The sequence below is a fragment of the Solwaraspora sp. WMMD791 genome (assembly GCF_029581195.1).
Taxonomy (GTDB): domain Bacteria; phylum Actinomycetota; class Actinomycetes; order Mycobacteriales; family Micromonosporaceae; genus Micromonospora_E.
Genome location: NZ_CP120737.1, coordinates 2069042 through 2095133, shown reverse-complemented (window position 1 = coordinate 2095133; position 26092 = coordinate 2069042). Strand labels below are relative to the sequence as shown.

General features: G+C 70.2%; 25 protein-coding genes and 1 pseudogene. 13 read left to right on the top strand and 13 right to left on the bottom strand.

Annotation, left to right across the window (positions count from 1 at the left end; all coding sequences use genetic code 11):
- Positions 1-164: 164 nt before the first annotated feature.
- Together O7623_RS09085 and O7623_RS09080 are read left to right on the top strand one after the other, a co-directional pair.
- Positions 165-839, top strand: coding sequence for a helix-turn-helix domain-containing protein (locus O7623_RS09085; protein ID WP_282228168.1), 675 nt, complete (start codon positions 165-167; stop codon positions 837-839).
- Positions 800-2599 (top strand): tetratricopeptide repeat protein, encoded by a 1800-nt coding sequence (locus tag O7623_RS09080; protein WP_282228167.1) that lies wholly within the window; start codon positions 800-802, stop codon positions 2597-2599. The genes O7623_RS09085 and O7623_RS09080 overlap by 40 nt, the downstream gene beginning before the upstream one ends.
- 137 nt (positions 2600-2736) lie before the next feature.
- Here the strand turns inward: O7623_RS09080 and O7623_RS09075 are convergent, their stop codons facing one another.
- The 4 genes from O7623_RS09075 to O7623_RS09060 form a co-directional block, all read right to left on the bottom strand.
- The gene (locus O7623_RS09075) at positions 2737-4203 is read right to left on the bottom strand and encodes a cellulose binding domain-containing protein (RefSeq protein ID WP_282228166.1); all 1467 of its coding nucleotides are present in this window, start codon (positions 4201-4203) and stop codon (positions 2737-2739) included.
- A 157-nt stretch (positions 4204-4360) separates the two neighbouring features.
- Positions 4361-4663, bottom strand: a complete 303-nt coding sequence (locus O7623_RS09070) for a hypothetical protein (protein ID WP_282228165.1) — start codon at positions 4661-4663, stop codon at positions 4361-4363.
- A 162-nt stretch (positions 4664-4825) separates the two neighbouring features.
- Positions 4826-5560 (bottom strand): hypothetical protein, encoded by a 735-nt coding sequence (locus O7623_RS09065; protein ID WP_282228164.1) that lies wholly within the window; start codon positions 5558-5560, stop codon positions 4826-4828.
- A complete protein-coding gene (locus O7623_RS09060; protein WP_282228163.1) occupies positions 5557-5898 on the bottom strand; it encodes a hypothetical protein in 342 nt (113 codons plus the stop codon). Before O7623_RS09060 ends, O7623_RS09065 begins: the two co-directional genes overlap by 4 nt.
- Before the next feature lie 193 nt (positions 5899-6091).
- Between O7623_RS09060 and O7623_RS09055 the strand changes: the two genes are divergently transcribed.
- Entirely contained in the window at positions 6092-6325 is a 234-nt protein-coding gene (locus O7623_RS09055; RefSeq protein WP_282228162.1) for a GntR family transcriptional regulator, read from the top strand.
- Positions 6326-6637: 312 nt separating this feature from the next.
- Positions 6638-7374, top strand: a pseudogene (locus O7623_RS09050) (transposase family protein).
- Between the two features lie 65 nt (positions 7375-7439).
- Here O7623_RS09050 and O7623_RS09045 read toward each other — a convergent pair.
- Positions 7440-9839 (bottom strand): hypothetical protein, encoded by a 2400-nt coding sequence (locus tag O7623_RS09045; protein WP_282228161.1) that lies wholly within the window; start codon positions 9837-9839, stop codon positions 7440-7442.
- A 320-nt stretch (positions 9840-10159) separates the two neighbouring features.
- Positions 10160-11089, bottom strand: a complete 930-nt coding sequence (locus O7623_RS09040) for an HNH endonuclease (protein WP_282228160.1) — start codon at positions 11087-11089, stop codon at positions 10160-10162.
- A gap of 105 nt (positions 11090-11194) precedes the next feature.
- Between O7623_RS09040 and O7623_RS09035 the strand changes: the two genes are divergently transcribed.
- The 4 genes from O7623_RS09035 (at position 11195) to O7623_RS09020 (ending at position 14982) form a co-directional block, all read left to right on the top strand.
- Entirely contained in the window at positions 11195-11992 is a 798-nt protein-coding gene (locus O7623_RS09035) for an XRE family transcriptional regulator (RefSeq protein WP_282228159.1), read from the top strand.
- Positions 11993-12072: 80 nt separating this feature from the next.
- Positions 12073-13200 carry a hypothetical protein gene (locus O7623_RS09030; protein WP_282228158.1) on the top strand — a complete coding sequence of 376 codons (1128 nt, stop codon included), beginning with the start codon at positions 12073-12075 and terminating at the stop codon, positions 13198-13200.
- Positions 13200-14081, top strand: a complete 882-nt coding sequence (locus O7623_RS09025) for a hypothetical protein (RefSeq protein ID WP_282228157.1) — start codon at positions 13200-13202, stop codon at positions 14079-14081. The genes O7623_RS09030 and O7623_RS09025 overlap by 1 nt, the downstream gene beginning before the upstream one ends.
- 64 nt (positions 14082-14145) lie before the next feature.
- Positions 14146-14982: an MOSC domain-containing protein gene (locus O7623_RS09020; protein WP_282228156.1), complete on the top strand. Its 837-nt coding sequence runs from the start codon at positions 14146-14148 to the stop codon at positions 14980-14982.
- A 20-nt stretch (positions 14983-15002) separates the two neighbouring features.
- Here the strand turns inward: O7623_RS09020 and O7623_RS09015 are convergent, their stop codons facing one another.
- Positions 15003-15560: a dihydrofolate reductase family protein gene (locus O7623_RS09015; protein WP_282228155.1), complete on the bottom strand. Its 558-nt coding sequence runs from the start codon at positions 15558-15560 to the stop codon at positions 15003-15005.
- 49 nt (positions 15561-15609) lie between these two features.
- Here O7623_RS09015 and O7623_RS09010 point away from each other — a divergent pair, with 49 nt between their 5' ends.
- Positions 15610-16554 carry an RNA polymerase sigma-70 factor gene (locus O7623_RS09010; protein ID WP_282228154.1) on the top strand — a complete coding sequence of 315 codons (945 nt, stop codon included), beginning with the start codon at positions 15610-15612 and terminating at the stop codon, positions 16552-16554.
- 101 nt (positions 16555-16655) lie between these two features.
- Positions 16656-17840 carry an FAD-dependent oxidoreductase gene (locus tag O7623_RS09005; RefSeq protein ID WP_282228153.1) on the top strand — a complete coding sequence of 395 codons (1185 nt, stop codon included), beginning with the start codon at positions 16656-16658 and terminating at the stop codon, positions 17838-17840.
- Here O7623_RS09005 and O7623_RS09000 read toward each other — a convergent pair.
- From O7623_RS09000 to O7623_RS08990, 3 genes are read right to left on the bottom strand one after another with little or no spacing between them, the layout of a single operon-like run.
- Entirely contained in the window at positions 17822-18319 is a 498-nt protein-coding gene (locus O7623_RS09000; protein ID WP_282228152.1) for a hypothetical protein, read from the bottom strand. The two genes, O7623_RS09005 and O7623_RS09000, sit on opposite strands and share 19 nt — an antisense overlap.
- A 10-nt stretch (positions 18320-18329) precedes the next feature.
- A complete protein-coding gene (locus O7623_RS08995) occupies positions 18330-18959 on the bottom strand; it encodes a hypothetical protein (protein WP_282228151.1) in 630 nt (209 codons plus the stop codon).
- Between the two features lie 21 nt (positions 18960-18980).
- Positions 18981-19802 (bottom strand): trypsin-like peptidase domain-containing protein, encoded by an 822-nt coding sequence (locus O7623_RS08990; RefSeq protein WP_282228150.1) that lies wholly within the window; start codon positions 19800-19802, stop codon positions 18981-18983.
- 132 nt (positions 19803-19934) lie between these two features.
- On the opposite strand from O7623_RS08990, the gene O7623_RS08985 reads away from it, so the two are divergent.
- Both O7623_RS08985 and O7623_RS08980 read left to right on the top strand, forming a co-directional pair.
- Positions 19935-22178: an ATP-binding protein gene (locus tag O7623_RS08985; RefSeq protein WP_282228149.1), complete on the top strand. Its 2244-nt coding sequence runs from the start codon at positions 19935-19937 to the stop codon at positions 22176-22178.
- Entirely contained in the window at positions 22175-22816 is a 642-nt protein-coding gene (locus O7623_RS08980; protein ID WP_282228148.1) for a response regulator, read from the top strand. Before O7623_RS08985 ends, O7623_RS08980 begins: the two co-directional genes overlap by 4 nt.
- Before the next feature lie 20 nt (positions 22817-22836).
- Here the strand turns inward: O7623_RS08980 and O7623_RS08975 are convergent, their stop codons facing one another.
- The 3 genes from O7623_RS08975 to O7623_RS08965 all read right to left on the bottom strand — a co-directional run bounded on the left by O7623_RS08975 (position 22837) and on the right by O7623_RS08965 (position 25002).
- Complete coding sequence (locus O7623_RS08975) at positions 22837-23496, bottom strand: NAD(P)-binding domain-containing protein (protein ID WP_282228147.1); 660 nt, start codon at positions 23494-23496, stop codon at positions 22837-22839.
- 74 nt (positions 23497-23570) lie between these two features.
- Positions 23571-23915: a helix-turn-helix domain-containing protein gene (locus tag O7623_RS08970; protein ID WP_282228146.1), complete on the bottom strand. Its 345-nt coding sequence runs from the start codon at positions 23913-23915 to the stop codon at positions 23571-23573.
- 145 nt (positions 23916-24060) lie between these two features.
- Complete coding sequence (locus O7623_RS08965; protein WP_282228145.1) at positions 24061-25002, bottom strand: SDR family oxidoreductase; 942 nt, start codon at positions 25000-25002, stop codon at positions 24061-24063.
- A 200-nt stretch (positions 25003-25202) separates the two neighbouring features.
- Between O7623_RS08965 and O7623_RS08960 the strand changes: the two genes are divergently transcribed.
- Positions 25203-26048, top strand: coding sequence for a helix-turn-helix transcriptional regulator (locus O7623_RS08960; protein WP_282228144.1), 846 nt, complete (start codon positions 25203-25205; stop codon positions 26046-26048).
- Positions 26049-26092: the final 44 nt, after the last annotated feature.

Sequence of the window (26092 nt, the reverse complement as noted above, 5' to 3'; positions counted from 1 at the left end):
GGTGCCGGCGTACGCCGGGCCCTGATGACTCGTCACGGATTTGTCATGGCGGCGATCACACTCTGTGCACATTGTCGTCGATTCTGGTGACGTACGCGCGAGCGACGACGCACGTCAGATGAGTCAGGGCGTTGAGTGGTTGGGGAAGCATGCCAATCGGTCAGGTGCAGCATGACCAGTTCGGAGATCTGCTCAGAACCCTCCGCCTCGAGCGGAGGCTGACCCAGGAGGAGCTTGCTGAGGCGGCCGGTTCCAGCGTCCGCAGCATCCGGGAGATGGAGCGCGGCCGGGTACGCAGCCCGCAACGACGCACGGTGGTGCTGCTCGCCGATGCCCTGCGGCTGGCCGGGGCGGACCGCGACCGTTTCGTCGCCCTGGCGCGGGCCGAGTGGCAGCCACACAACAGCCCGGCGGTGCCGTACGACGGCGTGGCGGCGCCGCACGACCGACCGGAGGTGCCGCACGACCGACCGGAGGTGCTGCACGGGCGCCTGGCGGTGGTCGTACCCGGAGAACTGCCCTCCGCCGTTCCGGACCTGGCCGGCCGGGCGGAGATCCTGCAACGGCTGGCGACTTTGGCCGCCGAGGTCGCCGCCGGGCGGCCGGACACCTCCTCGGTGGTGGTGCTGCACGGGCCGCCGGGGATCGGCAAGACCAGCCTGGCCGTCGCGGCCGGCCATCGACTCAGCTGGGCCTCTTCGTCGACCTGCAGGGTGCCGCGCCGGACGGACCGCTCGACCCGGCCGAGGCGCTGGCCGGACTGCTGCGGTCGCTCGGGGTGCCGGACAGCAGGGTGCCGGTGTCGCTGGCGGAGCGGGGCGGCCTGTTCCGCACCCTGACCCGGGACCGGCCGATGCTGGTGATCCTGGACAACGCCGCGAGCGAGGCCCAGGTGCGTCCGCTGCTGCCGGCCGGGCGGGGATGCCTGGCGCTGGTCACCTGCCGGCGTCCGCTGACCGGCCTCGCCGGCGCGGTCCGCCAGCCGCTCGACGTGCTCGCCCCGGCGGCCGGTCGGGCGCTGCTCGCGGCGATCGTCGGTGCCGACCGGGTCGCCGCCGAGCCGGCCGCCGCGGACCAGCTCGTCGAGCTCTGCGGCCGGCTGCCGCTGGCCGTGCGGATCGCCGGCAACCGGCTCGCCAGCCGACCACAGTGGTCAATCGCCTGGCTGGTGGACCTGCTCCGTGACGAGCGCCGAAGGCTGACCGTGCTGACCGCTGGAGATGTGGGCGTGCGGTCCGCGTTCGAGGTCTCGTACCGGCAACTGGACCCGGTGACCGCGCGCGTGTTCCGGCGGGCGTCGCTGATTCCCAGCCCCGACTTCGCACCCACGCTGGTCGCCGTCGCGGCCGGCACCGACGAGGAGACCGCGGCGGCGGCCCTGGAGGAGCTGGTCGAGGCCGGTGTCCTGCTGACCGTCGGGGACCGGTACCAGTTCCATGACCTGGTCCGGCTCTACGCCCGGGAACGCCTCGACGTCGAGGAGCAACCGGCCAGCCGGGCAGGGGCGCACGATCAGCTGGTCGACTGGCTGCTGCGGCGGGTCCGGCAGGCCGGTGCCATGTTCGAACCGGACGCCGGCCGGGCCGACTCCCCGTTCGACGACGACCGGGCGGCGGCGTACTGGCTGGACCGGGAATCGGGCAACTGGCTGGCGGCGCTGCGCGACGCGGCCCGGCGCGGTCGGCACGCCGACGTGATCGCGGTCGGCCGGGCACTGCACTGGTACTCCGACGCCAACAGTCACCGGCACCCCTGGGAGGAGATCTTCTCGCTGGGAGCCGCCGCCGCCCAGGCCGCCGGCAAACCGCACGACGAGGCCGTACTGCTGAACTTCGTGGGTTGGGCCCGGTACTTCTGCCAGGACCGCAACCTCGACGGGCTGGCCGCCCTCGTCCGGGCGCGGGAGCTGGCCCGGCGGATCGGGGACCGCCGGGAGCAGGCGTGGGCGCTGACCTACATCGCCGTGATCCTGGTCCGGATGGGCCGCGCGGAGTCGGCCGTCGACCACAGCCGCCGGGCGGTCGGCCTGTTCCGCGAGATCGGGTACGCCCTCGGCGAGTACGGCGCGGCGAGCGCACAGGGCGGGGCGCTGGCCGCGCTCGGCCGGTTCGCCGAGGCGGCCGAGTTGCACCGCGACGTGTTGGCGTTCTACGGCCAGGGCAACGGTCTCAGCCGGACCGGCGCGGCGGTGGCGCAGGCCGGCGCGATGATGAGCCTCGGGGCGGATCTTGCCGGGTTGGGCCGTTGGCGGGATGCCGCCGAGGTGTACGCCCGCGCCCGGCAGGTGTTCCACCGGTGTGGTGCGACGTTCAGCGAGGCCGCCGCCATCCACCGGTACGGGCTGGCGCTTCAGGCGTTGGGTGAGGTCGACGCGGCCGGCGAGGCGCTGCGGGCGGCGCTGGCCCTGTATGCGGCCCTGTCCTGCCCGTGGTGGGAGGCGCAGATGCTGTACGCGCTCGCGGCGCTGGCCGACGCGGCGTCGGAGACGGCGGCTGCCCGTCTGCTGCGCCAGCGGGCGCTCGACCGGTGCGGCGAACTGGACGCCCCGCAGGTGCGGACCCTGCGGGTCACCCTGCGCCGCGAACTGGCCGCGTCCTGACCGCAGCCGACGCCCGCGTCCTGACCCGCGCCGACGGCGCGCGCCTGACCGCGCGGACGATGCCCGCGTCCTGACCCGCGCCGACACGGACCGGGCCCCGCCGGTAATGCGGCGGGACCCGGTGTCGGCGGACAGGGTCAGTTGCAGGTGGTCCCGTTGAGGGTGAACGGTGCCGGGGTGGCGGGGGAGCCGTTCGCGGTGAAGCCGAAGTTGACGGCACCGCCGGTCGGGATGCTGGCGTTGTAGTTTTCGTTGGTGACGGTCACCGCCGGGCCGGTCTGCTGGAAGACGCCGTTCCAGTGGCCCTGGAGGACCTGCCCGCCGGGGAAGGCCCAGCCCACCGACCAGCCGGTGATGGCCGGGCCGTCGTTGTAGACGGTGACGCTGGCGGTGTAGCCGGTGCTCCACGAGTCGGTGACCACGAAGGAGACCCGGCAGGTGCTGGCGATCGCCGTCGCCGGCACCAGGTTGCCGTAGTCGTCGCGGGCGGTCGCGAAGTCCTGGAACCCGAATCCTGCGCCGCCCGACCGGGTGGTGGTGCCGGCGGCGAGCACGGTGCCGTCGGCGTTGACGAAGTAGACCGGGCCGCCGCTGTCGCCGCCCCGGGCGGCCTCGTCGCCGTCGAGCTGGGTGGCCTCGACCAGGTCTTCGATGTCGGTGTAGTGGTAGTCGACCCGCAGGTTGCAGACGGGACCGCCGATCTCACCCGCGGAGGTGTACCCGGACTGGCACAGCAGCTGGCCTGGGATGACCTCGGTCCAGCCGACGACCTGGGCGCGGACCTCGTCGTGCTGACCGCCGACGTAGATGTGGTCGCCGGGGGTCGACGTCGAAATGATCATCGTGTCGTGGTCGTCGTTGCTGTCGACCGCGTAGCCGACCAGCGTGCCGGTGCCGGTGGTGGTGTCCCAGCCGACGTGCCAGGGGGAGCCGATGGCTCCGCAGTGTTCGGCGGTGAGGATGTACCCGGCGTCGGTGTCCGCGTTGCGTACGCCGAAGCCGGCGGTGCATCCGGGTGTGGTGAAGCCGATGCCGGCCCCGCCGTCGAACGGCGCGGCGTCGTTGGCTCGGGACCGTTCGACCATCTGGTCGCGTTCGACGATCCTGGTACGGACACCGGTGGCTGGCAGCTTCGGCACCCTGGCGCCCACGGTGTAGTCGACGGCGATGTCGATTCCGGAGCCGTCCGTACGCAGCCGGACCGAGTGGCTGGCGTCCGACGGGTCGGCCTGCACCACCGGGGTGAGCCTGGCGGCGGCCTTGCGCAGCTCGGCGCGGGAGTAGGTGGCCCGGGCCACCTCGACCGGCGCGGTGCGGCGGGCGGCGGCGACGGCTACGGCGATGTCGGCGGGCAGCGCGCCCTTCCACCACAGGGTGACGTGGTCGTCGACCAGGCCGATGCCGGCGTAGCCGCGGTCCGGCGCACGTTCCACCGCCGTACGGATGACGTTGGCCGCGTCGACCAGCGGCGCCTGAGCGACCATCCGTTCGAGGGTCTGCGCCGGGATGATGTCGAGGATGGACTCGACGGCCTCGGTCGGCGCTGGCTGGCGGGACTCCGCGTCGGCGGAGACGGGGCTGGTGAGCACGGTCGCGCTGACCATTGCCCCGGCGACCACCCCAAGGGTGATCGCTTTTCGAATTGATACCATGACGCTGAGTCAAGCAACGTCTGGTGTGGGGTGACAGGCAGGACGCCCGGCAGGTTGACTCCTGCCGGGCGTCCTGCCGGCTGCCGGCCGACCCGATGCCGGAGGCGGTTCACTGCTGCCGGTCGGGGGGTTCGGCGTGTAGGGCGATCAACTCGTTGGTGTCGTCGATCAGGTTGGCCAGGCCGGCGGCGCTGAGTCCTTCGTCGTTGACGAGGGCGACGACGAGGGTGGTCTGGATGGCGATGGTCTCGGCGGTGGCGGGCAGGGTGTCATGCTGGCCGAGGGCGGCGTACAGCAGGGTTTCGGCGGTGGTCGGCTCGATGCCGGTGCCGGCGGGGTCGAAGCGTTCGCGGACGCTGGCGACGTAGCGGATGACCGCCGCCGGGTCGCCGGGGCGGAAGCGCCGGTGCACGACGAGGACGAACAGCGCGCTGAGCAGGTCGAGATAGTAGCTGCCACTGGGTGTCGTCGAAGCGGGCGAGTTGCCGCTGGTGGGCGCCGGTCTGGCCGGCGATCAGCTGGGTCAGGGCGGCAGCGGGCGCGGCGGCGGGGGTGGCGGCGCGGGCGGTGGGCATCAGATCCTCCAGTTTCGGGTGGCGTCTTCCCAGAAGGCCTGCAGGAAGAGTTGCCGTTCGGTGCGGAACCGGATGTGTTGCCGGCCGGCGACGACCAGGGCGACGGCGGTGCCGGCGGCGACGGTCAGCACCTCGGCGGGCGGTCGGGGATGTCCGGGGCCGGTGGCGATCGCCCGCAGCCGGGCCAGCCGCTGCCGGCGCTGCTGCGGCGGATCCTGGTCGGTGTCGAGGGCGTCGAGGTAGCGTTCGACGGCGTTGGTGGCGACGTTCAGGCTGGTCTCGACCCGGTGCAGCCGGGTCAGCGACTGCCGCAGCCGGGCGGCGGCCGCCTGGGCGTGCCGGTCGTCGCTGCGGTGCAGCCAGTCGGCGGCGGCCAGCAGTCGTGGTCGGGCGTCGAAGACCGTCGCGGCGGCGTGCCCGGCCTGGTCGCGGGCGGTCCGCAACCCGTGCAGGACGCTGGCGACGCCGACGGGTCGGCTGCCGGGCAGGTGCCGGCGGGCGGCGGCGACCGCGTCGAAGACGTCGCCGTACGCCTCCCACGCCTGGTGCAGGGCTTCCTCGTAGCGGTCGACGGCGAGCCGGGCGTCCGGGGCGAGCGTGTGGGCGTCGCCGAGTTGTTCGGTGACGTGGGTGACGGCGGTCTCCAGGGCCAGGCAGACCGCCCGTAGCGCGCCGATCGTGTCGGCGGCGACCTGCAGGGCCGCGGCGTCGGCGGCGTTCTCCCGGGTGCTCATGCCGACCTGCTCAGCCAGGAGAACCGGGGCCGGTCGGCGGTGTCGGCGACCCGGTGGGGGTCGAGCAGGGTCGCGCCGGGCCGGCGGAAGGGCAGCCGGTGGTAGCGGCGCATCGTCGCTTCGGCTTCGGTCAGGTCCGCGCACGGTCCGGGCCGTCCACAGCCGAGACAACACCCGGTGTACGCCGAGGTGGTGTGACTGTCGATGGTGCGTTGCGCCTCGACGACGCGGGCGCGGGCGTACCGGGTGTAGTAGGTCGCGGATCGCTGGTCGCCGGCCGGGCGCTGCCGGGTGGGTGGCGGTGGGACGGTCGGGGTGGGGTGGGGGTCGGGTGTCACCGGACGTTGCCTCCCGTACGCGTGGAGATGGCACTACTGCTGGAAGTTCTGACGTTTGCGCTGGTCCTGACGGTCGGGTTGCCTCGTGAGCGTGTCGAGTCGGTCGAACTCGATCGACTGAATGTGTCCTAGCATTACTAGCAAACCTAGGGTTGGATGTCCAGCGGTGCTGCTCAGGTGATGGCATCGGCCCATGCCCTACGCCGTGCCGCTGTGGAGATCCATCCGAGATGATCTCCGCGCGCAGATCAGGGCAGGACTGCTGAAACCGGGCGACAGGATTCCGACAACTCGGAAGCTGATGGAGCAGCACTCGACGACATCGGCCACCGTGCGCCGCGCCGTCGACTCGATGATCGAGTCCGGCGAACTCATCGGCAGGCAGGGCCTCGGCGTGTTCGTCGCCGACCGATCGGAAGAAGCCTGATCACCGGCCCTACACGCCATATCGCGGTGGTCTGCTCGTGCAGAGTTCGGAGTAATGTTGCCAGCACGCGAGTCCGCGTGCTGGCAGGTCAGCCAGCCGGGGAGACTGGCCGCGCAGGTCTTAGCGATCTTGATTCCCGTCCAGTACCAGCCTTCTTGCTGAGACGTCGTGGCAGACCACGATCGCACCCTCGTCGCCTGTGCTGGTTCTATAAGTGAGGTTTGCAAACCTGGCCGACCGTGGATACCCAGGCCTGGGCTGCTAGGGGACCGTCCCGCAGTCCGGTGCACGTCCTTCTGGATGGGTGTCGTGGTGCAGGTGATCACCGTGGCCCGCCCGGAGTGGGATCTTCCCGTTCACAGGGCTGCAGCCCGCCCAGTTCCGCAGGCTGGTTCGGCTGGTCGCCGAACGCGGCGGGGACGCGATCGCCGATGGCCGGGTTGGGACGGCCCCCTGTTCATCCGACCTTGCCGACCGGGTACTGCTGGTGGCCGCGTACTGGCGCACGAACCTGACCATGCGCCAGATCGGCCCGCTGTTCGGGGTGTCGCACTCCGCCGCGCACGGGTCATCGACACCCTCGGCCCCTGCTCGCTCTGGCCCCGGCACTTCGACGGCGGGTCGACCATGTCGCCATCGACGCCCTCACCCGCCTATTCGTCGCCCTCGGTGACCCGCAGCCAGGCAACCGCAATGACACCATCGTCTACCGCATCTCCGGCGTCGATGCCAACTCGCCGGACGTCCGGTCATGGCCGACGGCGCCTACCGTGGCAGCCCCGAGGTGATCATTTCCTACTGCAAACCCACCGACGGAAGCGAACTGCCCTACTGGAAGACCACCCTGAACAAGCATCACTGCACCGTCCGATCCTAGGTCGAACACGCCTTGGCCCGAATGAAGACCTTCAAGATCCTGCGCGACCACCGCCGCGCCGCCCACACATTCACCGAACACCGCTTCCGGCATCGCCGACCTCCACAACATCATCCTGGCGGGATGGCGCCGACCGCTAACGCGATCACCGAGTTACGAAGACAACTTGTAGATAACTGCGGTGAATAGAACATCCGCGACGCTCACGAGACCGGTGCGATCACATCCCGTTGACGTCTATTGGCGAGCCTGAGTAACATGTGAGTGTTGAGAGTTTATCGACGTAGACGGATCACCTGTGCGGACAGGGTAGTCGCGCCAAAGTCGTGAGAACGGTGAATCGCTCTCCGTTTGAAACCGTAATACTTCATTAGGTTCAGCGAACCTGGCCGCCGACAGTACGTGCTGTGGCTCGCTCAGCGGTGGCATGTCGAGCCAACCGAACATTGATGGTCTATGGAAGGCCAGTTCTCGCTTATTTTTGTTTGCCAGGACAACTGTCGACCTATCCGCTTCGTCCCGGACTGAGCGTACCCGTCGAAATATCTGGCGAGAGAACCCAGCGTCTTCAATCCAAATAACTGCTTCGCGGATTGCGTCCATGCCAATTTTCAGAATATCCAGATTGGGCGTTCCCTGTCTTCCGTGGGCCCACTCGTTACGTGCTTCGTAAGCTTCCGTCGAGATCAAGCGAGTGCTTATGCCTCGAAGATTCTTCAGGATAAGCTTCTGGCTTTCTGGCAATAGATCGAGGTAGGGCGACGTGTGATTGAAGGCAAACTTCTGCAATTCCTGTTGGATTGCCCAGTCGGGTATTTCGTGGTTCGGCCGGAGATAAGATTCGGAGTCGATAGATTGCTGGTCCAGAATATCGGCAAGCAGCTGATAGCCCCGCATGAGAGCGTATAGGTCAGTCTTCTCCGTGAATCGGACCTGGTGATCGACGTTGGTGGTCTTTCCTGCTTCATCAAGGCGCAGGCGGGAGTACTCCTCATCAATGTGTGGACGATAGACAAAGGGCCTGGCCGTTGATGGGTGATCTGTTGTGAGTGCCCAGGTGACATAGAAAAGCGAATCACGAAGGACTGACTCAAGCACGGGAAAAAATGCGCCAGCGTGGCCTCTGATTCGATCAACATCTTGCGGGGCGAGCGTCAGTGGGGACTGACGGATAGACTGATTCAGGGTGTCGAAAAGATTCCAAAAGCTTCGGTGTGGGTCCAAGGTTCCCTCTACTGGAAATCCGAGCTTCCACATGACTGCGTTGACTCTGTCTTCGTCGGTGCGCAAATTATCCTCTGCTAGTCCGAGGTGAGAGGAAGCGACTATGAAATTGCTTCGCCGAGCGAGAAGAAGTGCGGAGATGACCGTGCTTGGATCTCCGTTTTGGAGATAGCTTTCGATCTTAGCCTCGAGATTCGCGGATTCCTCACCTCTGAGTTGCCATTCGAGATCTTGTCGGTCGGCTTCGTCGTCAAGTCTATACATCTGGCCAACCAAGCGCTTAAGGCGGAGCGGTGCAAGGGGATAGACATCGGACCTTATGCGTACGCCAAAGCGTCCGAGTTCTGCTTTGAGGGCATAAGTGCCCACTTCTACATCTGCGTTTACCACCGGCCTGCGGACTTCACCCGGCGGAACTGGAATGAGATTCTCGCGGACGAGGTGATCAAGTCCCGAGAAGATATCTTTGTTTGATGCCATAAGAACCAGTTGCAGGAGTTCGGCTTCGCCTAACCCTGCGGTCATCTGAGCTGCCTGGGCGGGGCGGATTCCAACCTTTGTTGCAACCTGCCGAACCTCGTTCCCTGTGTGGTCCAGTAGCCATGCAACAAGCGACCTGAGCTCCGATAATGCAAGTGAATCACCTAGGAGAAAGGGAATGCAGTCGCCGGAAAGGTCGTCATAGGGGTCGCTTGCGCGTAGTCCCGACCTTTCAAAAAAGCCTCGCCAGTCGCTGTGGTCATGACTATCCTTATCCAGCATCCTTACTGCTGTCGAGCGTGCCTGATTTATTGCAGCCGAGCTGTCAGAAACCAGAGTTCGATCGTGGGTTTCTGTGCAGCGGATGTCGGCGCAGTGGTAAGGGACCGAATCTCGGGGGGAAATCATCCTGCGGTGGTTACTGAGAAGGAGCCCATACGGGCCTGTCACGTACCTTCCCATTTGAAACACGCCTTGAGGTGTGCCCGCAAGAACTTCCTGGGTCTCGGATGCGGTTAGAACTGACCGCCCTGCCCGTAACGGCATCGCATTTAGCTTGTCATACAATAGTCGCCCATAGGTGTATGGGAAAAGTATCTTGCGGGAACGAATCTCCTCGCTTACGACGCTTGCAAGTTTGTCATAGCTTGACTCGTTGAGGTCAATGAGTAGATCTTTTTGAAATACTTCAAGAAAGCAAATGAATCGTGCTTCTGGATATTTTATTCCCTTTTTCGTGAAGGCTTCACGCATGCGTTCGCCGAGTGGGGTTAGTGTAAGGGACTCGTGCATCTCGCGATCAACGCGATACTGTGAATCTATGATGCATGTACCCAGAAGGTGTCGGATGTCCAAGAATTCACGCAGGGTGCTGGTGGTCGAATCATTGCCGTACAGTTCGAACAACTCATCGCGGCTCTTGGGTTCCATCATGGTCGGTAAGGTTAGTGCAGTGGTCGGCTGGGTGGCAGCCCTCCAGTGGTCATACTTTGCGAGTGCATTTTTCGCTTAGTGGTCTAAGTGGCCATAAAGGACATTTGGCTACGCGCGCTGTGTTTGGTTAGTCGCCTTCCGTGTTTGATGGTTGTGGGGCTATGGCCTGCGGCGGCCCTGACGACCCCTCAGCGGCGGTACCAGCAACTTAGGCTGAACCTCCGCTTGGTTCGTGCCTGCCGACAATCTTGCGGCCTCGATCGCGACCGCCGAACGCGAACGCTTCCTGTCGCATCTAACAACGGCCTCGCACGTGACCGTCAGTGCTGGAAGACCGTGTCAGTGTGCCATTCGAGCAGGTCGTGATCGGGGCGGCGGGCCTTCTGCTCGGGTACGGCGATCTGGGTGCCGGCGCGGGCGTAGAACTGTTCGCCGTTGCCGAAGTCGTCGCGCAGGCGTCGGCTGACCAGCAGCCGATACTTCGGGTCGACGCCCAGGTAGCCCTGGTCGAAGAGGATGTGTACGTCGGCCCGCAGCAGCATGCCGTTGTCGATGCGGTGCTCGCCGCCGGCAGCCACCGGGCGGATGTGCGCGGCCTGCAGCGCCGGCCGCAACTTGCTGTCGGTGATCGCGCAGCGCCGGGAGTACGTGTCGAGGACGACCGCCTTGAACGACTGCTGCCCGAGGCGTTGCGGCCGGAGCCGGGGGTCGCCGAACACCGGACCCGGCCGGTGCCAGGAGCCTTCCGGGTCGACCCGCACCTCGCCGTCGAGCAGCAGTTTCGTCAGCTGCTCGAAGTAGTCGAAGTGCGTGCCCGACGACAGGTCGTAGGTCTTGCCCTGGGTGAGGTTCGACGAGAACTCCGGCGGCGGCTCCGGCTGCCGGCCCTCGGGGAAGAAGACGGTGTCGCGGATGAAGATGCAGCCGATCACCGGGTCTTCGCCGGGGCCGATCGGATCCTTGCGGTACTTGCCGATGTCGCGGGCCATATCGGCGAGGGAGCCCGCGCCGTTGGCCTCGCCGAACAGCCCCCAGGCTTCCGAGAGCCGTAGCTTCGCGAAACCGCTGAAGAAGCCGCCGCCGACGATCCGGTTGTGCGGGTAGCGACTCTTGAAGAAGAACGGCTCGCCGGGGGTGAGGGTCTTGAAGCTGCCGCCGCCGGGCCGCCAGAAGTTGACCTCGTTGATCTGCGGCCGGGTGGCGAGGAAGCTGCGCCACTCGCCGTCGGTGACCCCCACGAACGCTTTCACCCGGTCATCTTGCTCGGCAGGCGGCGCAGCCCGGAATGGGCCGACCGGCCGACAGTCGAGAGTGCACCTTGCCAGCGCGGGCCGTGCGCGGTTGGATGCGGGACTATGCGGGAGCTGCCGGCGTTTGGACTGCCGTTGGCGCTGCTGGCCGGGCGGCGCGGCCTCGATGCCGGCGAGCTTGCCCGCAGTACGGACACCGCCGACGCCGTGATCACGTCGGTGCTCGACGGTGGCGAGCCCGACCCGTCGCTGCTGCGCCGGCTCGGACCCGCCCTCGGCCTGCATCGGAGCGACCTGTTCGTGATCGCCGGTCAGCCGGTGCCGGACAATCTCACCCCGCTGGACGCCACCGCGTCGAGCACGCTCGGATCGCTGGCCTGGTCGCTGACGTACCTGCCGGGTGCCGTACCGGAACTGCACCAGCTCGTCCGCGCGATGCCGCAGCAACCCCGCCCGGCCCCGCCGCAGCCGGAGCCACCGCGCCACCGGCGCCTGCGCGGCCCCGGCGGCCTGGTGGTGCGCCTGCTGCACAACCGGAACCTGGGCCTGCCCGGCTCCGCCAAGTACCTGTTCGGCATCGGCAAGGGTCCGATGCTGTCGGCGTCGACGATCGGGTTGATCGGCGGTGCCGAGAAGACGTTGACACCTGAGCTGCTCGCCGGGTTCGCCGCGTTCATCGACATCCCCCGGGACGACCTCAGTGCGTTGACGGGGATCGACCTGACCGGGGTCGACCAGCCGGCCCACCCGGACGCGGCCGAAGCCGCCGAGCTGATCTGGTCGGCCCGCCGGCTGACCGCCGACCAGCTGCGACAGGTCGACCATCACGCACACGCCATTCGTCATCTGCGCACCAAGCAACTTGACCCGTTGCTTCGGTGCAACTGCCCCAACCCCGCCTGACGCCAGGCCTTATGGGACGGACGCGCGGAACGCGACATGGCTGGCGCGGGCGGTTGACGGCGGTGGTTAGCGTCGGGCGCATGACCAGTGGGCTTCTTCGGCGAATCGCGACCGTCCTCGGTGCTGCGGCAGTCGGCCTGGCCGGCACCGTCACGGCGGCAGCGCCGGCTGCGGCGGCCGTCACCCCGGCCGTCACCAGCTACGTGTGGGCCAGCAGCCCCACCACCGCGAGCTACACGGTGCCGATGTGGACCTCCGGCGGCCACCCCTACTACTCGTACGCGAAGAATCCCGGCGGCGGGCCGATCACCGTGACCCGGTCCGGTGCCGGTTCCTACCTGGTGCGGTTCGGTGGGCTCGGGTCGCTGGTGACCGGCGGCGGGGGAGTGGCACACGCCCAGGCGTACGGCGCGGCGGCCCGGTTCTGCACCGTCGGCTCCTGGTATCCGTCCGGCACCGACCTGCTGGTCGCCGTCTACTGCTTCGGGGCCAACGGCACCCGGCAGGACTCGACGTTCGTGGCGAACTTCGTCGAGGCCAGCGGCTCCACGCTCGCCGCCGACGGGGTGTCGTACCTCTGGTCGAACGATCCGACCTCGCCGATGTACACCCCGAGCAGCTGGTACCGCCACGACGCCGGCGGCGGCACACCGTGGGTGGCGCGGGACGCGCCCGGCTCGTACGCGGTGAAGCTGCCCGCCTCGGCCGCCCAGACGCAGGACACCTTCTACCAGGTCACGGCCTACACGTCGGCGGCCGTGAAGTGCAAGGTGGTCGGCTACCTCGCGGACGGGATCGCCCGGGTGCTGTGCCGGGACGCCTCCGGAGCCTTCGTCGACTCCCGGTTCACGATCACCTGGACGATCCACAACCTGCTGCAGCAGATCGCCCCGACGGCGCTGGCCACGGTCGGCGACACGTACCCGTCGGGTGGGCCGGTACCGGCGATCACCTGGACCAACGGCAGCTCGGTGAGCGGCGACTACGCCGTGACCCGCACCGGGACCGGACGGTACGAGATGGTGTTCCCGCAGATCATCGACTACTCCGGGCACGCCGTCGCGTACGCGCTCGGCTACCAGGACGCCCACTGCCACGTGCAGTACTGGCACCCGGTCGGCACCACTGACATGAAGGTCGGTGTGACCTGCCTGAACAGTGCCGGCACCCCGGTCAACACCCCGTTCACGGTCGGCTTCACCTGGTAGTGCGGACCTGGCAGGAGAGTGTGCCGTTCCGGTGGGACCTGGTCACGCCGGACCAGCTCGGAACGTTGCTCGATGGTGCCGTACCGCCGGACCTGTGGTTCCTCGACGAGCTCGTCACCTGCACGGGGAAGGTGCTGGCCCGTAGCGGAAACGGTGACCTGTACTTCGTCGGCAGATCATTGGATTCGATGTTCGACCTGCTCGGCGGAGTCCTCGCCGGACCCGTCGGTGGACAGCGGCTTCATCGGCTGCCGCTGTCGTTCCAGCGTCCATGGGTCAGCTCCGGGGGCCGGTGGCGGCGGCGTCCGTTGACCCGCGCCGAGGTGACCCAGGGGCGACGGTTCCTCGGCGCGGTCGGGCTGACGCCACACGCGCTCGCCAGGCGGGACCGGCCCGCGGTGCTGGTCGACGTCGTGCACCGGGGTGGGACGTTCACTGAACTGTTCACCCTGCTGCGCGACTGGATCGACGCCGACCGCGAGCCGTGGCCGGTCATCCGCCGCAAGCTGCGCTTCCTCGGCGTCACCAGCCGGACCAGGACCAGCCCGAACACGTACCGGTGGCAGCAGCACGCCACCTGGACCCGGACGCTGCCCGCCGCCGCCGTGACCAACGTGTCGATGCATCCCTGGGTCTGGTCGCACTTCGGTGACAATCAGGTGAAGCTGACCCGCTCGTTCTACCCCGACCGGTGGCTGGCCGAAGACACCGGACCCGGCCGCGACGAACGCACCCGGCAGGCCCTCACCGAGGCCGCCGCGCTGGTGGCGTACGGCCGTAGTCGGACCGGTCGCCACGCCGTCGCCCGCGCCGTGGGACGCGACCACGCACTCGCGCAACCCTGGCTGCGCACCCTCGTCACCAACCTCACGACGAGCTGACCGACCGCTGCAGATCCTTCGGCTAGGTTCTACGGCCATGGGCCACGATCGTCAGGTGGGCAGGGTGCGGCAGCTGTCGCGCTACCCGGTCAAGTCGATGCTCGGAGAGGACCTGGACCGGGCGTACGTCGACGAGGCGGGCATCGCCGGCGACCGGGCCTTCGCGGTGCTCGACTGCCTTACCGGCAAGGTGGCCAGCGCCAAGAACCCGCGCCGGTGGCGGGACATGCTGACCGTACGGTCCACGCTGGCGCCCCCCGACGCCGCCGGCACCCCGGCGGTCCAGCTGACCATGGCGGACGGTACGACCGGGACGGTGACGGTCACCGGCCGCCCCGATCCGGGGCTGTCCACGCTGCTGGGTCGGGACGTGCGCCTGCTCGACCGGGCCGGGCCGGGCGCGACCATCGAGCGGATGGACCCGGACCAGGTACGCACCGACGACGACCTGTCGCGCGCGCAGATCGCCAGCTCCGTGCTGGCTGCCGGCTCCCCACCGGGTACGTTCTTCGACTTCGCGCCCCTGCACCTGATGACGACCGCGACGCTGGCCGGCCTCGCGGCCCACTCGGGTCGGCCGGTCGAGAGTAAGCGCTTCCGACCCAACATCGTCGTCGAGGTGCCCGACCCGACTGCCGGCTTCGTCGAAAACCTCTGGCCGGGGCGTCGGCTACGGATCGGCCCCGACGTGGTCGCCGAGGTCGTCGTCGCGACCCCACGGTGCGTGGTGCCGGCGCTGCGGCACGGTGACGGCGAGCCGGACGTCGCGCTGCTGCAGGTGCTGAGCCGGCACAACCGGCTGCGTCTGGCGGATGTCGGCGTTCTGCCGTGCGCCGGGGTGTACGCGCGTCCGCTGGAGGCCGGCGTCATCCGCTCCGGTGACCCGGTCGAGTTCTGCTGACCGTACCCGTGCCCGGTGAATCAGCGCGCGCGGCGATAGTGCAGGAGCACCGCGCCGTTGCGCAGCGGCTGCGCTGAGAGCAGTTCGAGCCGGCGGGTGCCGGGCAGCCCGCCCTGGTACAGCGTCGGGCCGTGGCCGGCGATCATGGGATGGACGAGCAACTGGTACTCGTCGATCAGGTCCAGCCGGTCCAGCGCGGTCGCGAGCGTGCCGCTGCCGACGAGGACCCCGGCCGGGGTCGCGTCCTTGAGCTTCTGCACGCCCTCACGCAGATTACCGGCGATGTGGTGGCTGTTGGCCCACGGGAAGTCGGTGCGCGTCGACGACACCACGTACTTGGGTTTGGTCTCCAGCTTGACCGCCCACTCCCGCACTGCCGGCGGTGCTTCCTCGTCGCCGCAGGCGACGGCCGGCCAGTAGCTCTCCATCATCTCGTAGGTGACGCGACCCCACAGCATCGCCCCGCTGGCCTCCATGAGACGGGTGAAGAGGGCGTGCGTCTCGTCGTCGGCGATCCCCTCCCGGTGGTCGACGCAACCGTCCAGGGTGACGTTGAGGCTGAAGGTGAGCAGGCCCATGGCCGGCGAGTCTAACGACCGGTCGACGGCCGGGCCTACGATCGGCTCCATGGCCCTGACGGGGGACGACGTCGACCGGTTCGAGGCGGCCAGGCCGCGCCTGGCGGCGATCGCCTACCGCCTGCTCGGCTCCGCCAGCGAGGCCGAGGACGCCGTACAGGAGACGTTCCTGCGCTGGCAGGCCGCCGACGTCGACCGGATCGACGTCCCCGAGGCCTGGCTGACGAAGGTCCTCACCAACCTGTGCCTCAACCAGTTGACCTCCGCGCGGGCCCGCCGCGAGACGTACGTCGGGCAGTGGCTGCCGGAGCCGCTGCTCGCCGGCGACCCGATGCTCGGCCCGGCCGACACCGTCGAACAGCGCGAATCCGTCTCGTACGCCGTCCTGGCCCTGATGGAACGGCTGTCGCCACAGGAGCGGGCCGTGTACGTCCTGCGGGAGGCGTTCGACTACCCGCACCGCGACATTGCCGGCATCCTCGGCGTCACCGAGGCCGCCAGCCAGCAGCTCCTGCACCGGGCCCGGCAGCACGTCGCCGACGGCCGGGCCCGTACCGAGGTCGACCGGGCCGCAGCCCGGCGGGTCGTCGCGGAGTTCCTGGCCGCCGCCACCAGCGGCCGGGTCGAGCCGCTGGTCCAGTTGCTCACCGCCGACGCCGTCTCGATCGGTGACGGCGGCGGGCACGTCCCGGCCCGGGTCGCCCCGGTGGTCGGTGCCGTCGCGGTCGCGAAGTTCCTGCGCGGCCTGTTCACCCCGGGTGCGGCCAAGCGCGCGCTGCTCGGCGGTTCACCCGAGCTGTACGCCTGGACCGCCAACGGTGACCCGGCCGTCGTGGTCGTCGTCGACGCCCGGGTCATCGGCGTCATCTGTCTGCAGGTCACCGCCGACGGGGTCGCGGTGATCCGCAGCCAGGTCAACCCGGACAAGCTGCACCGGGCGACCGCGTCCTGGGCGGCCGTCGACCACGGGGAACCGCTGTTCACCGCCTTCTGACCACGCCGTGTGAGCTGCTTCACGCCGCTGTCGTGTCAGCAACCGCGGGGCTGCCCGGTTCAGGTGGCGTCACACCCCGTGCAGACAGACAGGAGCAGGACATGCGGCACCGCATCATCGTCCTCGGCGCCGGCTACGCCGGAGCCGTCGCCGCCGGCCGCCTCGCCCGGCGGCTCGACCCCGCAGACGTCGACATCACCGTCGTCAACGCCGGACCCGACTTCGTCGAACGCGTACGGATGCACCAGCTGGCGACCGGCCAGGACCTCACACCCCGGCCGTTGCGCCAGATGTTCGCCGGCACCGGCGTCGAGGTGCGGATCGCGACCGTCACCGGCGTCGGCGTCGACGCCAGGACGGTCACGGTCACCGACCACACCAGCCCCGGAGCGGACCAGACCGACACCCTCGGCTACGACACCCTCGTCTACGCCCTCGGCAGCGGCTGGGACCCCGGTGACGTCCCCGGCGTCGCCGCACATGCCGACGAGATCGCCAGCCGGGCGGGAGCGCTGCGGCTACGGGACCGCCTCGCCCGCCTCACCGCCGGACAGCCGGTCGTCGTGGTCGGCGGCGGGCTGACCGGCCTGGAGGCGGCGACGGAGATCGCCGAGGCCCGCCCGGACCTCGCCGTCGCCCTCGTCGTCCGCGACGGTCTCGGCGACACCCTCGCGCCGAAGGGCCGCGCCCACCTGCGCGTCGTCCTCGACAGACTCGACATCACCGGGTACGAGCACACCACCGTCACCGGCGTCGCCGCCGACCGGGTCACCACCGCCGACGGCGGCACCCTCCCGGCCGCCGTCACCGTCTGGACCACCGGGTTCGCCGTGCACCCGCTCGCCCGTACCACCGGATTGAAGCTGGCCGACAGCGGCCAGATCGTCGTCGACGACATGATGCGGTCGGTGTCGCACCCGGACGTCTCCGTCGTCGGCGACGCGGCCTTCGTGGTCGGACCCGGCGAGAAACCGCTGCGGATGTCGTGCGCCTCCGGGGTGCCGACCGCGTGGCAGGCCGCCGACGCGATCGCCGCCCGGCTGACCGGCGGCAAACCGCCGAACGTGCCGATCCGCTACTACAACCAGTGCATCTCGCTGGGCCGCCGCGACGGCCTGATCCAGTACGTCACCGCCGACGATCGCGCCCGGCCGGCGGTGCTCACCGGGCGACTCGCCGCCGGCTACAAGGAGCTGGTCTGCAAGGGTGCCGCCTGGGGCGTCGCCAACCCGACGCTGCGGCTGCCGACCCGCCGCCACCGCGTACGCTACCCGCTGAGCGCCTGACGCAGCGACTCCTCGCGTTCGGCGATCGCCGCCTCGGTCTGCGGCCGCAGCTCGTCGATGAGCGACTCCATCGGGCCCTTGTCGAAGAACCCAGCGGCGTTGACCCACAACACCTTGCCGGCCTCGACCGCGTTCGCCAGCTGGGTCGCGGCCGGCTCGGCGTCGGCGGGGAACTCGATGCCGGCCAGCGCCGTGCCGTACTCGTCGAACAGGTCGGCCAGGGCCCGGGCGTCCTGCTGCGCGGTCGCCAGCCCCGGGTCGAACATCCCGGCCCCGGCCCGGTCCAGGTTGGTCTCGAGCTGGCGCGCCAACGGCTCGTAGCGGCTGTGGAACTGCTCGGCGGCCTGCTCGAACTCGTCGACGGGTCCGCCGCTCCTGGTCACCGCCACCACCAGCACGGCGGTGACCACGGCGAGTATCACGATCACCGCGCCGGCCACGGCGAGACCCGTCATCGGGGAGCGGCGTCTTTCACGCATGATCGTCATTTCAGGAATCCACTCCGGCCTGTGCCCTGCTGCAGGCGGTGTCGGCCTGGCGCAGCGCGGTGTCCAACTTGCTCTCGTTGCCGGCGCGGGCGGCGTCGAACATTTCCTGCGCCCGTCGCATGCACGGCAGCAGCACGTCTCGTTCCTCGGTGACCCCGGCCAGGTTCTCCTTGGTGGTGTCGAGCTCGGTAGTCAGCTCGCCGACCCGCGCCTCGGTCTCGGCTATCTTCTCCTCCTGCTCGGTGACGATGTCGCGTTGCTCCTGCAGCTGGTTGGTCAGGTCGGACCGGGTGTCGCGCAGCTCGCCGCGCTCGTTGGCGTACAGGCCGAAGCCGACCGCGCCGAGAGCGAGCAGCAGCACCGACACGACGGCGAGCACGATGGTGGCGCGCCCCTTCGGGGCCGTCGGCGGCACCGGCGGCGAGGTGGGTGCGTACGGCGGCACCGGCGGCGAGGTGGGTGCGTACGGCGGCATCGGCGCCGGGCCCGGCCCGTACGTCGGTTGCACCGGAAAGGGCTGGGTCGGCGGGGCGGAGGTCGGGGCGGAGATCGGCGGGACAGGGGCCGGGGCGGGGACGGGGGCCGTGGGGGGACGGTACTGGGCGTCGTCCGGCCCGTACGGGTACGACATCGGTTCCTCCGATGAGATCGATCAGCAGACGTGGAAGGTCTCGCAGGCGGTCCGGATCGGTACGGCGAGTCCGATGCCCTCCGCGTCGCGGGCCTTCGCGGTGGCGATCCCCACGACCTCCTTGCGGGTGTTGATGACCGGGCCGCCGGAGTTGCCGGGGTTGACCGGCGCGTCGAACTGGATCACTGATCCGGGGCCGTCGGTGCGGTCCCGGACCGCGCTGACCACGCCGGTGGTGATGGTCTGGGTGAGCCCGAGCGGCGCGCCGACGACCAGGACGCTCTCGCCGGGGCCGGGAGGACCGGCGGCGGCCGGCAGCCCGGCGAAGGTGGTGTCGACCTTCAGCAGGGCGATGTCCTGCGACGGATCCACGTCGGCGATCACCGCCGTGTACCGCTTGCCGTCGCGTTCCAGCTGCACCGACCTGCCGTCGGCCGTCCACACCGACTCGATCACGTGGAAGGCGGTCAGCACGTTGGTCCGGCCGGTGCCTCCGGACGCGCTCTCACCGGACCCTGCCTCCCCAGGTCGGGCGACGGCGAAGGCGCTGCCGGAGAAGTCGTCGGCGATCACCTGGAAGACGCTGGGCAGCACGGCGGCGGCGACCGCCGGCGGGTCGAAGGCCTGCTGGGCGTCGTCCTCGACTGCGGCGAGCCGGCCGGCCAGGCTGTCCAGCCGCTGGTCGGTGCCGTCGGCGGTGTCCTGCGCGGTCCGCTGCGCCCCGGCCAGATCGTCGCGCAGCTGATCGATCTGCCCCGCCTGGACGGTGACGGTCACCGTGAGCGCGATCAGTACGGCCGTGAGCCCTGTCGCGGCGGCCCAGCGCAGCATCCCCGTTGCCATGACACCCCCATGAGACCACTCACCGTCCCACCTGTGTGATCGAGCGTAAGTGCGCTGGTGGGGGGTCGGTGATGGTCGTTCGACCCCCATCGACGCTCCGGAGCGTGGCGCGGCGTCGATACGATCAGGGCCGTGCCGGGCGCGGTGGAACAGCGGCTTCTCCGTCACGGGCTGCGGTACGCGCTCGGTCTGCGTACGGTCGTGATCGGACTGTCCAGCGCGGTCTACCTGGCCGTCGGCGCCGCACCCGACCCGGCGGTGGCCGTGGCCGTGGTGCTGGCGCTCAACGGCTGGAGTCTGGGCTACGCCGTCGCCCTGGCACGCGGCTCCCGCCGGGCCCGTCGATGGCTGCCGCTGGTCGACGTCGCGGTGGTCTGCGGTGCCTGCCTCACCCAGACCTGGACCGTCGTGTCGGACCCGCGCGGCGGATCGACCTGGGTCCTCGTCGTCGTGAACCTGGTCGTCGTCACCTACCCCTGGCAGGTCGACTGGCCGCTGCTCGCCAGCGGCACCGTCGCGATCGTGGCCGCCTACTTCGTCGGCGCGACCCTGGCCGACCCGGGCGGCTGGCTCGCCGACCCGGCGATCGGTCCCTGGACGGCGGCGCAGGCGGCGCTCTCCTGGGGGCTGTACCGGTTCGTCCGGCGCGGTGCCCGCGCCGCCGACCGGGCCGTCGACCGCGCCGCGCAGCTGCGCCGGGCGGCGGCGATCGCGGCGGCCCGCCGGCGCGACGAACGGGAGTACCTCGCGGCGCTGCACGACACCGCCGCCGCGACCCTGCTGATGGTCGGCAACGGCGTACTGACCGGCAACTCGCAGTGGCTCGCCGACCAGGCCCGCCGCGACCTGCGGGAACTGCGACGCTCCGCGGACGTCGCCCAGGGCGAGACCGACCTGGTCCCGCTGCTGCGTGACGCCGCCACCGCCGCCGTACAGGTCACCTGGCACACCCCCGACCGACTGTCGCTGCCGGCCGCCGACGCCGTGGCGCTCAGCCGCAGCGTCCGCGAGGCGCTGACCAACGTGGCCCGGCACGCCGGTACCGACCGGGCCGAGGTCCGGGCCGACCAGAGCCCCGACCAGGTCACCGTGTCGATCATCGACCGGGGCGTCGGCTTCGACCCGGCCCAGGTCCGCCCCGACCGGTACGGGGTGACCCGCTCCCTTGCCGAGCGGATGACCCGCATCGGCGGTCAGGCCCGGATCGACGCCCGCCCCGGCCACGGCACCACCGTCACCCTGACCTGCCCCCGGACGGTGTCCGAGGTCGTCGGCACCGACCAGGACGTCATCGCCGCCTCGTTCCAGCGGGGACTGCGCTGGGCCGTCGTCGTGCTGAGCCTGGCGATCCTGCTGCTGCTCGACCTGCCCCGGCTGCTGGCCAGCCGCGAGGCGTACACCTCGCTCTGGCCGCAACTGCTCACCTGGGCCGGCCTGACGGCGGTGACCCTGGTCGTGGGCGTCGCCACCTGGCGCGACCGCCCGCTCGGCCGGTGGCGGCTGCCGCTGCTCGCGCTGGTCTTCGGGCTGTCCGCGCTGGCGACCTCCTCGGTGCGCCCGGCGTACCTGCTCGGCCCGGCGCACTGGTCCGAAGGCGACGCCGGCTGGCAGGTCGTGCTGTTGATGTTGGACACCCGGGTCGCAGCCTTCGCTGCCGTCCTCGCCGCCCAGTACCTGATGACGTTCGGGCAGGCCGCTCTCGCCGGCGAGGCCGCCCTGAGCGTCGCCGGTGCGGTCAGCGCCACCTGGGCGGTGCTCGCCTTCCAGCTCGCGATCGCGATGATCGCCGCCGTGCTGCGCGCCATGGCGACCTCGTCGGCGAAGGCGCTGGGCGCCGCCGAGCAGGTACGCACCGCCGAGGCGGTCGCCCGGCACCTGCACGCCGACCGCACCGACCGGATGTCGGCGCTGGCGGCCACCGCCGTACCGCTGCTCGACGGCCTGGCCCGCGACGAGCTTGACCCCGGCGACGAGGCGGTCCGCCGGTCCTGTGCGGCCGAAGCCGCCCGGATGCGTCGGCTCGTCGCCGAGGACACCGGCACCGCCGACTCCCTCGCCCACGAACTACGGGCCTGCATCGAACTGGCCGAACGCAACGGGGTCACGGTGACCTTCGCCGACCGGGGCACCCGCCGCGAGCTGCCGCCGCCGGTGCGCCGGCGGCTCGTCGAGCCGGCGATCGCCGCCCTCGCCACCGCCCGCAGCGGTACGGCGGCCCGGCTCACCGTGGCCAGCACCGGCCGGTCGGTGACCGTCAGCGTCGTCGCCGTCTGCCCGCCCCCGCCGCCGACGCCCACCGCCGACGGGGTCCAGCTGTCCACCATGGTCACCGGCGGTCGGTGCTGGATCCAGGCCACCTGGCAAGGAGAACAATGATCACTGCGGTAGTCGTGGACGACCACCCCGTCGTCGTCGCCGGGGTGCGTGCCTGGTGCGCACTGGCCGACCCGCCGATCGAGGTCGTCGCCGCCGGCCCCACCGTCGCCGTCGCCTGGCTCGACCCCGGCGCGAGTGCCGACGTGGTCGTCCTCGACCTGCAGCTCGACGTCACCGGACCGGCGTACGGCGATCTGAAACGGCTCGTCGACGCCGGCCGTCAGGTCGTCGTGTACAGCATGCGCGACGACCGGGACAGCGCCCTGACCGCCCTGGACATCGGCGCGTTCACCTACCTCACCAAGGCCGAGGGCGCCGATCACCTGGTCGCCGCGGTCACCGCCGCCGCAGCCGGTACGCCGTACACCTCGCCGGCGCTGGCCGGGGCGTTCGGCACCGACGAACGCCCGCAACGTCCCCGGCTGTCGCCGCGTGAACATCAGGTGCTGATCGAATGGTTCCACTCCGAGTCGAAGGAGATGGTCGCCCACCGGCTGCGCCTGACCGTGCACCGGGTCAACTCCTGCCTGGAACGGGTCCGGGTCAAGTACGCCAACGTCGGCCGGGAGGCGCCGACCAAGGCCGCCCTGGTGGCCCGGGCCCTGCAGGACGGGCTGATCACCACCGACGAACTCTGACCCCTGCCGGCCCGCGCCGGTCACCTCGCGGGCTGGGCCGGGTGCCGGTGTCCGGGGTCCGTCGTGACGAGATTGAACACCGTGTACGGATCGTGCCCACCGAACAGCAGCGAGATCACGATCGCCGCCATGGCCTCCAGGTGGTGGGCGTGCCGCAGGTCGCCGACCGGCAGCGGGTCACCACCGAGGTCGGCGATGAGCCGCCGGGTCAGCTCCAGCGCGGCGGCATTGTCGCCGCAGTAGGGAACGGTCAGCCGGCGACCGTCGAACATCGGCGGGTCCAGCTGCCACACGCGCGCTTCGCAGAGGTTGAACGCCTTCACGACGTGCCCCCCGGTCGCCTCGGCGATCTCCTGCGCCATCGACCGTCCCGGCTCGGTGACCAGAGTGAAGTGTGTGGTCTCCACCGGGTTGGTGCAGTCGACGACCGGAGTGCCGTGCAGCGTGTCGCCGATGGCGGCCAGCACCGCCGGCACCTGCTGGTAGCGGACCGCGACGAGCACGACGTCACCGAAGGCGGCCACCTCCGGTACGGTCGCCGACCGGCCGCCCCACCTGCGGGCCAACTCGTCCGCCTTGCCGGCGGTGCGGCCCGCGACCATCAGTTCGTGGCCGGCCGCCGCCCACCGGGTGCCGAGCGCGGCGGCCATCGCCCCCGCGCCGATGATTCCGATCCTCATGCCGCCGACGGTAGGCGGGCGTGGGGCACCAACCGGTTCCCTGCGGCAACGCCGTGAGTGCGGGCCGGTCCGGGTCAGGAGCCGTCGTCCCCGGCGAGCTCGTCGGCGTGCTCCTCGGCCCACCGGGCCAGCACCGACACCGGTTCGAGCAGGCTCTGACCGAGGTCGGTCAGCCGGTACTCCACCCCGGCCGGTGCGGTCGCCAGGGTCCGCCGCGTGACCAGGTTGCCGCGTTCCAACTTGCGCAGCGTCTGGGTGAGCATCTTCTTGCTGATCCCGCCGATCCGCTCGTGCAGCTCGCCGTACCGTAGCGGGCCGCGCCCCAGCCCGAACACCACGACGACCGACCAGGTGTCGGCCACCAGGTTCAGCGTCGTACGGGCGGGGCAGTCGGCGAGGAACACGTCGAAGTCGCTCATGCGGCACCGCCCCGGGAACCTGTCGCGACGTACCCGGCGGCGGCCAGCGGGTTGCGATCCATGCCGGTAAGCATCCACCGCCGCCGGCTGACCTCGCCGCCGGGCGACCGCAGGCGAGGTCAGTCGGCGAGGTCAGTCGGCGAGGTCAGCCGGCCGGGATCCTGGTCCGGGTCAGCTGCTCCGAGACCTGCCACACCCGGGCGGCGTCTCCGGTGAGCAGTGGGGAGAAGGTCCGGTGCTCCACCGGCGGGCCGCCGAGGTTGCCCAGGCCGCTGGGCCCGTACAGCACACCGCCTTTCGCGGTGGGCGACGTCGCGGCGAGCAGCGCCGGCAGGGCTGCGGTCTCGACGGTGCCGAGCAGGATGCCCCGGGCCGACAGGGCACGGATCAGCCGTACCTGCGGGGTGTCCTTACCGCGACCGACCTCCGGGCGGGCGGCGAGCAGGCTGGTCGGGGCCACCCCGGGGTGGGACAGGTTGCTGGTGATGCCCCAGCCCTCGGCCTGGCTGCGGCGGTCCAGCTCCAGCCCGAACAACCCGAACGCGATCTTGGACTGGCTGTAGGCGTGCTGCCCGTGGTAGCCGCGTTTCCAGTCCAGATCGTCCCAGTTGATGGTGCCGCTGCGGGCCGCGATGCTGATCTGCGAGGTCACCCGGGCCCGCCCCGCCCGCAGCAGCGGCAGCAGGTTGCCGACCAGCGCGAAGTGCCCGAGATGGTTCGTGCCGAACTGCAGCTCGTGCCCGTCCGTCGTCGTCTGCCGCTGCGGTGGTGTCATCACCCCGGCGTTGTTGATCAGGATGTTGATCGGCCGGTCCTCCGTGAGCAGGCTCTCGCTGAGCGCGGTGACCGACGCGAGGCTGGACAGGTCGAGATCGCGCAGTGAGACGTCCGCGCGCGGGGCCGTCGACCGGATCACCGACATCGCCGCCTCGCCCTTGCGGCGATTCCGTACCGGCATGATCACCTCCGCGCCGGCGGCGGCCAGCCGGGTGGCGATCACCAGGCCCATCCCGTCACTCGCGCCGGTGACCAGCGCCCGCTTCCCGGACAGGTCGGGAATCGTGATGTCGATCGTTCGCCGTGCCATGGTGCGTCTCCTTCGTCGGGTACCCACCGATCCTCAGGCGTCGCCGGCACCGCAACCACGGCCTGCCGATCCCCGGCCCCGGCCGCCCCCCCATCGGTCTGCCGGCCCGTCCGTTCCGCCGCAGGGGTGGATCGGCGATCCGTGGTTACCGCCGGCGACGGACGGTAGAAACGGGGCAGGACCGCGAAGGAGGCACCCTGATGATCGACCGCGCCGGGCTGGCCGAGTTCCTCCGCAGCCGCCGCGAGGCGCTGCAACCGGAGGACGTCGGCCTGCCGCGTGGCCCCCGCCGACGCACCAGCGGGCTGCGGCGCGAGGAGGTCGCGGCCCTGTGCCACATGTCGACCGACTACTACTCCCGGCTGGAGCGCGAACGCGGGCCGCAGCCGTCGGGTCAGATGCTCGCCTCGATCGCCCAGGGCCTGCACCTGTCACTCGACGAACGGGACCACCTGTTCCGCCTCGCCGGACACCAGCCGCCGACCCGTGGCGGCGGCGGGATCAACGAACACATCAGCCCCGGCCTGCTGCGGGTCCTCGACCGGCTGGTCGACACCCCGGCGGAGATCGTCACCGAACTCGGCGAGACGCTGCGGCAGACCCCGCTGGGGGTCGCCCTCACCGGCGACACCACCCGGTTCACCGGGCCGGCCCGCAGCGTCGGCTACCGGTGGTTCACCGATCCGACCGCCCGGGACCGCTACGCGCCGCAGGAACACCCGTTCCTGACCCGGATGTACGCCTCGGGCCTGCGGCAGATCGTCACCCTGCGCGGCCCCGACTCCCGGGCGGCGCACCTGGCCGAGCTGCTCCTCGACTCCAACGAGGAGTTCCGCCAGGCGTGGGACGCCTACGAGATCGGCGTCCGCCCGCACGACGTCAAACACTTCGTCCACCCGCAGGTCGGCGCCCTGGAGTTGACCTGCCAACGGCTGGTCGACCCCGGACAGGCCCACTCGCTGCTGGTCTACACGGCCATCCCCGGCAGCGAAAGCCACGACAAGCTGCACCTGCTGTCCGTCATCGGCGCCCAGCCGCTGCACTGACCGGGACGCCCAGCTGCGTCAGCTGACCGGGACGCCCAGCTGCG